Source organism: Psychrobacter sp. CMS30, assembly GCF_904846565.1.
Classification (GTDB): domain Bacteria; phylum Pseudomonadota; class Gammaproteobacteria; order Pseudomonadales; family Moraxellaceae; genus Psychrobacter; species Psychrobacter maritimus.
The window spans coordinates 1-11,867 of the sequence record NZ_CAJHBF010000005.1; the positions used below are offsets into that span (position 1 = coordinate 1).

The 11,867-nt window shown below is 45.5% G+C and carries 4 protein-coding genes and 2 pseudogenes; 1 reads left to right on the top strand and 5 read right to left on the bottom strand.

Annotated elements, in window-relative coordinates:
- Positions 1-431 precede the first annotated feature (431 nt).
- Positions 432-1,295 (top strand): universal stress protein, encoded by an 864-nt coding sequence (locus tag JMX94_RS03795; RefSeq protein ID WP_201563371.1) that lies wholly within the window; start codon positions 432-434, stop codon positions 1,293-1,295.
- A 261-nt stretch (positions 1,296-1,556) separates the two neighbouring features.
- Here the strand turns inward: JMX94_RS03795 and JMX94_RS13525 are convergent, their stop codons facing one another.
- The 5 genes and pseudogenes from JMX94_RS13525 to JMX94_RS03810 all read right to left on the bottom strand — a co-directional run bounded on the left by JMX94_RS13525 (position 1,557) and on the right by JMX94_RS03810 (position 11,810).
- On the bottom strand, positions 1,557-5,858 hold the full coding sequence (locus JMX94_RS13525) for a YadA-like family protein (RefSeq protein ID WP_374220394.1): 4,302 nt from the start codon (positions 5,856-5,858) through the stop codon (positions 1,557-1,559).
- Positions 5,859-5,908: 50 nt separating this feature from the next.
- Positions 5,909-5,996: pseudogene (locus tag JMX94_RS13530) on the bottom strand (hypothetical protein); the annotation flags it as partial.
- Between the two features lie 540 nt (positions 5,997-6,536).
- Positions 6,537-9,239, bottom strand: a pseudogene (locus tag JMX94_RS13535) (ESPR-type extended signal peptide-containing protein); the annotation flags it as partial.
- Between the two features lie 313 nt (positions 9,240-9,552).
- Positions 9,553-11,094: a cell wall metabolism sensor histidine kinase WalK gene (locus JMX94_RS03805; protein WP_227673504.1), complete on the bottom strand. Its 1,542-nt coding sequence runs from the start codon at positions 11,092-11,094 to the stop codon at positions 9,553-9,555.
- Between the two features lie 14 nt (positions 11,095-11,108).
- Complete coding sequence (locus JMX94_RS03810; protein WP_201563377.1) at positions 11,109-11,810, bottom strand: response regulator transcription factor; 702 nt, start codon at positions 11,808-11,810, stop codon at positions 11,109-11,111.
- Positions 11,811-11,867: the final 57 nt, after the last annotated feature.

Sequence of the window (11,867 nt, forward strand, 5' to 3'; positions counted from 1 at the left end):
CCTTTTATTGATTAAATACTAAAGTTTATTGTTATTTAACAAATGATAAATAATGGAATATTTTTCTATCTTTAAAATTATTTTATTTAACTTTAAATTTTTTATCGTTTACAAGCCATACCTTTGCTAGAACGTTGATAAGAAGTTGCGACGATATAGACGCTGTGCTTTAAGCATGCACGTTGCCACTGAGATCAGCTTTTCAAAACGCTTAAAGTACAAAACGCACGGTAAGCTGAGAATCTATGTCAGCAAAGCACCATTTAAGATATTGCTCTGTGATTTTGCAATGATACGATTTGAGGTAAGATGGTAGTCAAAGATGAATGATTGGCGATTTAATTGAAAAGTAGATGCTTACCCTGTCTTAAAAAAGCATTCTATCAATAAACCCGTTTCTCAAAGTATAAATGCAAATCTAAGGACAGATTATGATAACGAAAGAGCACGTTTTGGCTTGTATTGATGGCTCAGCAGTGACTGGGTCAGTATGCGATTATGCGGCGTGGTATGCAAAAAAGCTGAATTTAGCGGTGGGATTATTGCACGTCAGCGATGTGGCAGCATCGGTCAGACGCGACTTATCAGGAGCCATCGGCATTAACAGCCGCCAGTCTTTGCTCGATGAGTTATCAAAGCTCGATGAACAAAGGGCAAAGGTCGTAAACAGCTATAGTAATGCGTTGGTACAAGATGCAAAAAGCCATATCCAAAGTAACTTTGCAGGCGTGACCGTCTGTATCTATCAACGCCGCGGTAAGCTGCTGCCAGCGATTGAGCATTTTCAAGAAAAAAACCGTGCTATCGTCATGGGTCGCCGCGGGGAAGACCATAAAAACAGCCGCATCAATATCGGTAGCCAAATCGAAACGGTTGCCCGTGCCTCAAACGTACCGGTGTTGATTTGTTCAGAGAAATTTAAAGAGCCTCAATCATATATGGTGGCGTTTGACGGCAGTAAAACCGCGATTAAAGCCATACGAATGCTTGCAAAGAGTAACCTTTTACAAGGCTTGCAAGGTCATATCGTGATGATCGGACATGATAATGAAGCATCTAAAAAAAGCCTTGAAGAGGCTGTAATCCAAATGAGAACCGCAGGCTTTAGCGTAGAATCCCATCATTTGCCACAGCTTGACGCGGTTAATGGCTTACTTAGTTTTCAGCTTGAAAATAATATCGATATCATTGTGGTCGGGGCTTATGGACGCTCTAAGCTCCAGCATTTATTTTTGGGTAGTACCACGACAGAGATTATCGCTAGCACCCTATCGCCTGTTATTTTAGTGCGTTAGACATTTGATAATACAGACTTTAATGTCATCAACCTTTAGTATCACAACGTTAATTTTTATTGATTTAATCCAACATCCTATATTTTATTAGCATCCTATATCTTATTAGTGTCCTATACTTTATAGGATAATTTCCATCCATAAAAAAGCAAGGCATCTGATGCCTTGCTTTTTTTGTTTTACCTATTTTACTTTACCTAGTGATTCAATGACTATTTAGCTTGGTTCAGCTTAATTTAGCTGAACTATCGTGCTAACCAATTAGTCAAAGTGGAAGCCTGCGCCGATTGCAGCACCTACGTTCCCTTGGGTGTCCGCTGTACCATTTAGCTTCATCACCCAACGTCCATCATTAGACATTTTCGAGAAGCCAATAGCGACAGCACTTTCACCATTATAGGTTGCGATACCGCCGCCTATCATGGGTTTACCGCTGATGAACGCTTGTGGCAATGAAGACATGGCCATCGCGGCTGAGATACCTGCGTTGGCGTCATCTTCGACTTCGCCAATTTTATAGCCAAGCTCATTGATGCTGTTACCCAAACCTCTGCTGACAGCGTCTAATTGCCCAAAGTTCACAGCGTCTCTAGGTGCCATGCCATCCGCAACATTTGTCACCTTAGTACCAGCGGCATTGATACCGGCAGCCGTCATACTAGGGGCCGTTTCGGCATTACCTGCATAGATGCCAGCGGCGGTCATACTTGGGCCGTTTTTAATAGTAACACCACTATTATTAACCGTCGTATTGCCAGTCGTCACGCTCTCTACGTTGATATTACCGTTCAAGTCAAACTTGATGCTACTGCCTTCAGCGGTGGTCTTAATGTTATTACCGCCTTTGAAGCTGAGTACGCTACCATCACCGATTGGTTTATTGATGACGGCACCGCTATCGGCTCCAAAGTTGAGACCAGCATCGATTTTATCCTTGTTGGCTTTGATGTTGGTGGTATTGGTAGTGATATTCGCAGTATTCGTTACGATATCAGCTGTGTTTTTAGTAATGTTAGTGGTATTGGTTGCGATGTTTGTCGTATTCGTAGCAATGTTTGTAGTGTTGGTTTGAATGTTTTCAGTCATGACGACCTCGCCACGCTTGATAGAAGCAATCGCACCATCAATACTACCTTCGCCAGTACCACCGATATTGTTATTGGTAAAGGTGCCAGTTGCAGGATCATAAGTTGTGTTACCACCTATAATACTGCTGATACCCATACCTTGGGCGTAGAGCTGACCACCATTGATAGCATCTTTACTATCTGCAGCAACCTCACCACTCACAACGTTTGTAATCTTAGTATCAGCAGCATCAATGCCAGCTTTAGTGATACTAGGTCCTCCTGCGATAGTTAAGCCCTCGTTGTTTAGGGTGCTATCAGCTGTTTGCACACTATCTACCACAAGGTTTTTGTTTAAATTAAAGCTGACATCATTATTGCCTGCTGTTTTGGACACTGTAATATTGCCGTCAGTGTTGTTTAGATCAACGCTATCACCAGCTAGTACTTTGCTAGCGTTAGCACCTTGAGCGCTGACATTCCAGCCTTTACTTAACGCAAAGGTGGTAGCCTCTAACTGTCCAACAGTAGCAGCATCAGTAAAATCAATACCTGCCGCGACGTTTGTGATTCTGTTGAAACCGTTATTCAGACCACCAGCACCTAGAACAACGGTTCTACCTGGCTCGTTACCTACAAAGGTGAAGCCGGTGTTATACATGATGCTATTACCCATTTGCATACGACCCTCGTCGCCTAAGTTCAACTGGTTATTCAGTTTAACTTGGACACCAGTTGCCGAAGCAGTGGTAGTGATATTACTATCACCCGTCACATTGATGGTATCTCCTAAGGCAAACTGTTGATCATTGGCACTATTACCATCGCCAATTTTAATACCTTTGGCAACGTCTTCGTTAGTCTTAAACAACTGACTACCGTTAACTGCATCCTTACTAGTAGGGCTCAACAATCCATCAGCAACATTAGTGATTTTGTTGTTGCCATTGTTAAGCCCATTATTAGTAAGTACTACTTGACCATTATCACCATTATATAAAGTAATACCTGCATTATTAACCTGAGTATTTCCAGTGGTAACGCTGCCTGTATTACCAAGATTAATATCTTTAGCCAATCTGACAGTTAGAGTGTCAGCACCATTAGCAGTGACACTGATATTTTTCGTTGCTGGATCAGCATTGATAGTATCGCCGCCTTTAACCGTGAGCTTTTGACCAAGCTTACGATTGACATCTGTCCCACTGTCACCACCAAAGTTTAAGCCTTTATCAATGGTAGCATTGGCCAAATTCAGCTGTCCAACGTTAACAGCATCAGTATCCGCCTCACCCGCTTTAACATTAATGATCTTATTACCGCCGTTGTTAAGTCCAGCACTATTAAGTACGACTGTCCGAGCTAGAGTTGGGGCCACTATGGTCATACCATCCTGACTAACTGTGGTATTACCCATTTTCACACTATTTAGTACCAGATCTTGAGCAGTCGCAACTTTGATACCACCGCTTTCAGGCGTCAACAGAATGTTATCACCTGTGATGAAGTTGGCAGTATTGTTGCTCTTAGTGATGGTTTTAACAGCAGTGCCATCAATCTGAGTAACAACAGATTGTAAGGCGCTATCTGCACTGCTCAATCTTGTTTTAGTAGAGTCACTTAGGTCAACTTTGTAGTCAGTGACGTTGTTGGCATCTTTAATACCAGTGGTAACCGTTACCGCAGCTGAACCTGCTGATGCGGTCGTGCCATTGGCATTAACGGTATATACGTCTTGTCCATTAGAACCGGTGGTTTTATCAACACTAGTTACGTTGGTGCCTTTAACAACCTCAGTTCTAGACCCGGCAGCTGCACTCTTAACATCACCGATATTGGCCGCATTGGTAAGCGTTGTGCCACCACTAGCCACGTTAGTGATTTGCCGGCTACCAGCATCTACACCACCACTTCTAGTAACACTTGGACCACCAATAATATTAAGACCATCCATAGTCAAAGCAGTACTAGGAATACCTAAGGGACCATTTACGAACACTCCTAAACCATTTACGTCAGTGCTAGCTAATGAATTACCTGTACTAATACCTAAACGGTCAATCGTAGTTACAGGGCCGAGACCATATAGACTACTTGTACCCATTTTCACACTACCAGTCTTGCCTAGATCTATATTTTTCGCCAGTTTGACAGTTAAGGTACCAGGACTGGTCGCTTCCACACCGATGTTGTTGTCCGATAATGGGGTGGTTGCTCCCCCTTTCACGGTAAGCTTTTCACCAAGTTTGCGATTAACCGTTGTCGTTGTGTTGTCACCAGTAAAGTTAAGACCTAGATCAACGACACTTGATACGCCACCTTTTAGTTGCGCCACGTTCACCGCATCACTGTCATTGGTACCAGCGGCTAGATTGACGATCTGACGATTGCCACCTTTAGCGCCGGTTCCTACTGAAACAGCACCGTAATCTGCGCCACTTTGAGTGTTTGTGATGGCAGTAGCATCTGCTGCACTTGCGCCTGTTGGAACATAGGCAACTGCACCACCAGCAACACTAGCCACCGATCCGGCACCTAGCGCTACTGAACCTTTTGCACTCGCTGACGATCCCATGCCAAAGGCGGAGGATGCAACACCAGCTGAGGAAGATTGTACGCCAATGGCGGTAGACAATGCCCCTTGAGACAATGCTTTTGCGCCCATGGCGATGGAGGCGGCGCCACCCGATTCAGTATTTACTTGATACGGCGGTGTTTCAACCAAATCACGACCAGTATAAGCTTTGAAGGTGGTGTTAACGCTACCACCGTTGATGGTACCACTAGCAGCTCCTGTGAGATTGGCTTGAGAGGCTGCATCTAGATCATCGCCACCAATGGCGATAGAGGATGCCCCTGATGAGACAACGTTTGCACCAATGGCAATAGACTGCTCACCACTTGCGGTGGTTTTCTGACCACTTGCGCCACTACCAATTGAGATGGCTTGAATGCCTGAGGCGACTGAGTTTCGACCCATGGCCATGGCGTTTTGACCCGTTGCACCTAGATTGTCATCGTTGGTGCCACCTGTCGAGTTGACACTGTAGTACTTGGTCTTGTTAGCGGCGACGGTACTTTGAATATCACCGATGTTGGCCGCGTTGGTAAGCGTTGTGCCACCACTAGCCACGTTAGTGATTTGCCGGCTACCAGCATCTACACCACCACTCTTAGTGATGCTTGGACCGTTGAGGATGGTCAAACCATTACTAGTCAAAGCTGCACTAGAGGGGTTTAATGGATTTAAACCTGTTACTGTGACACCTGCACCACTGACCGTAGTGACGCCACCCGTTAGCAATCCACCTGTTACCATGCCAAGGCGATTAACATTAGTGCTACTTAATAAGTTACCTGTGGTAACACTACCGTTATTTCCTAAATCTAGATTGTTATTGAGCTCAATTTCGACGTTGCCGTTAACCGTGTTAACTCGTGTATCGATATTACTATTAGAACCAACTACCTCAACCTGTTCTCCTAGTTGTTTCATTACAATTTGACCATCGGCAGCTTTTAAGCCAAAGCCTTTGTTAACCTGATTGTTCGTGGCATGCAACTGGCTACCATTAATCGCATCCGTACTGGTTGCATCCACGACACCAGGTGCGACGTTTTGGATTTGTCGTTCAGCACCGACAGCGCCTACCGATACTGTCTTGGCACCACGGGTCAAACCCGCAACTGGTAGATTGTTGATAGAAAAACTTCCAGTGTGCTGAGCTCCAGTAATGGAACTATTCCCCAGAGCCACATTACCTGACTGCCCTGCAATAGCACCGCGACCTAAAGCTGTAGCGTTACTGACGGCATGGGAGGCCTGACCAATAGCAGTACCGCCAATAGACGCTGTAGACTTAGAACCAAGCGCTACCGCGTAGTTGCCCGACCTAGCGTCGTCACCCAAGGATGCGGCATGATTACCAGACTGCGACCTCACGCCAATTGCCAAACCGTTTCTGGTTCCAGCCCCGGCAGAGGCACCACGGCCCATTGCAATGCTGTCTTCACCGTTGATCTTCGCTCCTTCGCCAAGAGCAATGGAGTTGTTATCACCAGCTTTGATCGTGACGTTATTGCCAAGTACAAAGGCGTTGTTAGCCGCGATGGTGTTGTTATTACCAACTGCATAACTACCCGTACCACTAATAATGTTAGGGTCACCAAATGCGCCTGAGTTATCGCCAGTTACGTGGTTACCTGTACCGATGGCGATACTATTTACACCATCTGCTTCTGTACCCTTACCCATAGCAATGGAATTCTCACCCGTAGCTTTAGCCGTTTGGCCAACAGCCGTGCTGTACATGCCTTGAGCACGAGAGTTTGTACCCATTGCAGTTGCACCGTACTGATCTGCTCGTGCACCAAAACCAACTGCGGTAGCTGAACCAGCAAACGCTTGTGCAGCTGAGCCTAAAGCAGTTGACTCAGAACCTGTGGCTGAAGCTTCGGCACCCATGGCAACTGCACGATTATTTGTAGCAGTCGCTTTAACACCAGCTGCTAGTGAGCTATTGCCCGTAGCACCATCGTTATTGTAGTTATCTTGTTGCACGCTGCCATCATTGACACTATAGTAATGTGTCTTGTTAGCCACAACCGTAGTGCTTAAATCCTTAACAGACTCATTGGTTGCATGCAACTGGCTACCATTAATCGCATCGGTACTGGCGGCACTCACATCACCACTAGCGACATGCTTAATTTGGCGCTCACGTCCCGATGAACCAACAGAGACCTGTGCCCCTTTATCATTCGTTGCACCAGTGTAGAAATAGTCCTTATTGCCAATAGTAAGCTTGTCTTGGTAAGTCGCATCAGTGAGTGTAGTTGACCCTGCACCTAGTGCTACTGAGCCATTTTGGCTTGCTGAAGAACCCATACCAAAGGCAGAAGAGGCATCACCTGATGAGCTTGAACGGACGCCGACAGCGGTAGAGAGATTGCCTTTAGAATGCGCTTTGACACCAATGGCAACAGAGGCCGCACCACCAGATTCAGTGTAATCACTATAATCACCTACCGTAACAAGACCGCCTGTGCTGCCTGTATAAGTATTGAATAGTGCATTAACCCCATTCACCTTTGAGGCGTCATCTAAATCATCACCACCAATGGCGATAGATGATGCGCCTGATGAGACAACGTTTGCACCAATGGCAATAGATTGCTCACCACTTGCTGTGGTGTTCTGACCACTCTCTCCGCTACCAATGGCGATGGCTTGTCCACCAGTCGCTGATGCATTGCCACCCATAGCCATGGCGTTTGGTTTGGTTGCACCCAAGTTATCAGCATTACCAACCGCACCTGAATTCACACTGTAGTATTTGGTTTTGTTAGCGGTAACTGTATTTGATACACTTTTCAGTTGCGCCACGTTCACCGCATCACTGTCTTTGGTACCCGCTGCTAGATTGACGATCTGACGATTGCCGTCTTTAGCATTACCAAGAGAGACCGCACCAAGGCTGGTGCTGTTAGTCGCTGTGATAGCATCTTTGTCTATGGCACTGGCGCTTGTCGGCGCAAAGCCTAGTGCACCCCCTGCAACGTTAGCCACTGATCTTGAACCTAGAGCCACGCCATCATCTATTATGGACTGAGCACCAGCACCCAATGCGAGTGCGCCTTTTGCTGCTGCGGATGAACCCACACCAAACGCTGATGAAGCTATACCGGATGCGCTCGAATGTATGCCAATCGCTGTTGCTAGATTACCAGCAGACCGGGCTTTGGCACCCATAGCAATAGAGGCAGCTCCACTCGCTTCAGTATGTCCGCCATATGCATCCCATGACTCTAACAAGTCACGACCAGCATATTCATGAAAAGTCCTATTGACTTCACCACTATTTAAAGCACCTGTAGATATGCTGCCATCGTAGTTGGTTTTAGAGGCGTCATCTAAATCATCACCACCAATGGCGATAGATGATGCACCTTTGGATACTGTGTTGGCACCAATGGCGATAGACTGCTCTCCACTAGCTGTAGTATTCTGACCACTATCTCCGCTACCAATGGCGATGGCTTGTCCACCAGTCGCTGAGGCATTGACACCCATGGCCATGGCATTTGGTTTGGTTGCGCCATCGTTATTAACGTTACTGCCTGGACCCGTAGCTGCAGCAGCCGAAGTATTTTTAACACTATAATACTTAGTTTTGTTGGCTGCGACTGCATTGTTTAGATCACCGATGTTTGCTGCATTAGAGTCGTTACCAACACCGCTTGCGACGCCAGTAATCTTATTACCAGCAACATCAACACGCGCTTTAGTGAAGGTCGGTCCGCCTGTGATGGCTAAACCAGAGGTATTGAGTAGACTATTACCCGTCGTCACACTGGTCAAACCGGTTAAGTTCTCAGCTAACTGAATATGTAAGCTATCACCACTACCAAACACACCTATATTGTTTGTAGTTAGATTTCCACTTGCACCACCTAAAATATTAAGTGTCTGACCATTAGTGCGTGTAATCGTTGTAGGATTATCGCCCTCAAAGTTTAGACTTATTGAGCTCCCAGGATTACCAGGACCATTAGGGTTATTATGACTATTATTGCCATTGGTATGAGTGTGGGTGCCATGACTTCCATGACTATGGCTATAAGTACCGTCATGGTGATTCGAAGTACCATTATTAGCACTTGCTGGAATAGAAAAACCAGCAGCTAACAACCCTAACCCCAGCCCTATAGCGGTGAGTCGAAAAGCATTTGTAGATGACAGATTGGATGTGGTATTGATAGTAGCGTTTGCGCTCACGCTAGATTTTGACGACTTACCACGCGCTTTGGCGTACTCAGAAACTGCCATAAAGCAGTTTAAAGACGCATTCCATATCACTTTATAATTCCGATTCATGGTATGTACTCCCTTACAGACTTATTAGATTTGAGAAATCAAAGTTAAAATCCATTTTTAGAGAGTTGATATGACAAAATAAAACGGGTTATATATTCATAGGATGAAAGCTATATTTGGGGGATTGTTACTCGTGTCAACACTTAACAAACAGTACGTCTTGTTTTGTAAAATCATTATTACTCTCTGTATATTATTATTAACGAATATACAGAGAGTAACAATGCCGCTCATCGGGGATTTAATACCGCTTATCCTTTATATTCGTAAAAGTGAATATATGTTAAGTAAATACGTTATTATTTAGGTTTTTTTATTTCGCAGGCAACGTTATTTTTATTACTAACCCCATTTTGCCGTCTTGACGATTATAAGCCGTGATTTGACCTTCATGGGCGATAACGACCGCATGAACGATGGCCAAGCCCAATCCGTAGCCGCCCGTTTCCCTGTGGCGCGCACTATCAAGGCGTACAAAAGGCTGAAAAATACGCTCTACCTCTTTTTCCGCTACCCCGCCACCCTCATCGGTGATGCTAATGGTAATGGCCTCTTTTTTATTATTTAACGGTATTTTTGTCACTTCAGCCGTGACAGTTGAGCCTGCAGGAGTGTGCATAAAAGCATTACGAATGATGTTTTCAAGAGCGCTATGCAACTGCTCTTGATTGCCAAGCACAGTCAAAGACGCATCAGATGACGATGATAAAGCATCGGGCGGCGTCCACTGCCAGCGCACATTTTTATGCTGAAACTCAAAACAAACGTCTTTGCCAATCTCAGTGATCAGCTCAACTATGTCTACGGCATCATTTTCCAAATTATCGATGGTATATTGCTGCATTTGTAACGATTGAATATGAATGATTTGCTCAATCAGCTCATTCATACGTGCCGATTCCTTATCGATACGGTCAAGGTAACGGCTGGCAGCGGGCGCAAAGTCACGCGTTAGCTCAGTAGCCACATCAAGGCGCGCCAGTGGCGAACGCAGCTCATGCGAGATATCACTTAACATCTGCTTGCGCGCAAGCTCACTCTCCGCCAATCGGGTTGATAATTGGGCCACATCTTTTGCCAATAGTCCTAGCTCATCAGAGCCTAATTCTGATAAATGGGTATTGGATTGATAATCGCCATCAATCATACGGTGCACGGTATGTTGCACCTGACCGATGCGCCGAGTCAGCGTACGACTGAGCCAAAAGCAGACCAAAGTACTAAAGAGGATAATCAGCAGTAAACGCACGGTAAAATTACCGCGTTGCAGCGCCAAGACATCAGCAAAACGCAAATGCGGGCGCAATTGTATAATGGCCGTTTGCCCGTCCGGCAAATCTACGGTTAAATCTGCCAGTTCGGGGCGATTATTAGGGTCAAAAATCACTTCTCTATTCGGCATCGCTGGATGCAGTATTTCATTAATGAAAGAAGGCTTTTCATAGGCGCTGTCATTTTTATCATTATGCGCTCTACGATTGTCAGCCATAGCATGCGATGGCAAGTCACGCTCCACTTCCTGAGCGTTTGTTTGACGCTCTTCTCTATAACGATAACGCGGAAAAATAATAGCGCCCTGCTCATCATAGATTCTGATTTGACTCATCAATCGACGGTCTTGCCGGTACAGCTGCCTGACTGCCAATAAATCACCAGCTTGTAGCGCCGCAACCACTTCTTGCCGCTTGAGTAAAAGACTGTCAATTTGCACATCCATCCGAGCGCTGAGCTCTTTACCATTGAGCCAGCGTTCTACCATGACAGAGATGATAGAGGTGATAAGCACTGTCAATAACAGGCTGAGAAATAGCCGCCAAAATAGCGTAATTCGCGGCTTAAATGTAGAGGTAGGCATCGATGCGTCCGTCATTACAGTACTAACTGATAGCCTTTACCACGAATCGCCTTGATAGACTCATCGTGAAAAGGCTGAAGTTTTTTACGTAGGCGCGACACATGCACATCAAGGCTGCGATCAAACGGCTGCAGTTCACGCTGTAAGACATTTTGTGACAACCATGCTTTACTGACCACCTCGCCTTTTTGTTTAAGTAGCGCCAATAATAAATCAAACTCTGTACCAGTGACTTGTAGCTCAATACCGTCTATTTGACAGATACGCTGATTTTGGTCCAAATGCAGGCGACTCTCTGGCAAAGGGGTATGTTCTGAGGTGGTTGCACCCGATGCGGTAAGACGGCTACGTTTAATCACCGCGTTAATACGTGCCAGCAGCTCACGTGGGTTACAAGGCTTAGTAATATAGTCATCTGCGCCAAGCTCCAGCCCAATAATACGATCAATCTCCTCACCTTTTGCCGTCAACATAATGACGGGAATATCGCTAATCGCTGGTAGCTGACGCAGGACACTGAGCCCATCTATCTTTGGCATCATAATATCGAGCACCAATAAATCATAAGGCGCACTATCATGCATGGCTGATTTTAAGCGTTCGATGACCGCCTCGCCATCATGAACACAGTCACTTTGGATGCCATGATTATGCAAATACTCTTGCAGCAGTTGGGTCAACTCTTCATCATCGTCACCCAATAAAATGTTTGGCATCGTTATCCTCCACTCCTTTCTACCTTCTCGCCGCTCAGTCAAATGATTCTAAGCATG